The 362-nt window shown below is 61.3% G+C and carries 1 protein-coding gene; it reads right to left on the bottom strand.

Annotated elements, in window-relative coordinates:
* The coding region (locus UCMB321_RS31130) for a hypothetical protein (protein ID WP_040072010.1) at nucleotides 1-362 on the bottom strand (362 nt) is incomplete at both ends.

Raw genomic sequence — 362 nt, 5'->3', positions numbered from 1 at the left:
TTGTGCCCGCCATCGTTGTACTCGATGACTTCCTCGCTGCCGGTGGGCGTGCGCACCTCGGTGATGCAGGTAAACTCATTGATCTTGTGGTAGCGGAAATACCAGCCGGCCTGGTCGTCGGTCGGCAGTCGGAGTTTTTCCACCTTGTAGTCGGCATCGATCAGGGTCAGCACAAAGCGCGCCGCCTCGTTATCGTCGGGGTAGAACAGCAACTCGACTTCGCGGGCCGTGCGGGTGATCCTCAGCAGCTCACGCTGGTCGTCACGGACGGTCTCAAGCAGGGGGAAATTGCCGAAGGTGCCGTAGCTCAGGCTGAGCTTGCGGCCATCGGCCGAGTAGATCTCATGGGGCAAGGCCACCCG

The sequence above is a fragment of the Pseudomonas batumici genome (genome assembly GCF_000820515.1).
Taxonomy (GTDB): Bacteria; Pseudomonadota; Gammaproteobacteria; order Pseudomonadales; family Pseudomonadaceae; genus Aquipseudomonas; species Aquipseudomonas batumici.
The sequence above is the reverse complement of the archived record's forward strand: the minus strand, read 5'-3'. Positions and strand labels throughout refer to the sequence as shown.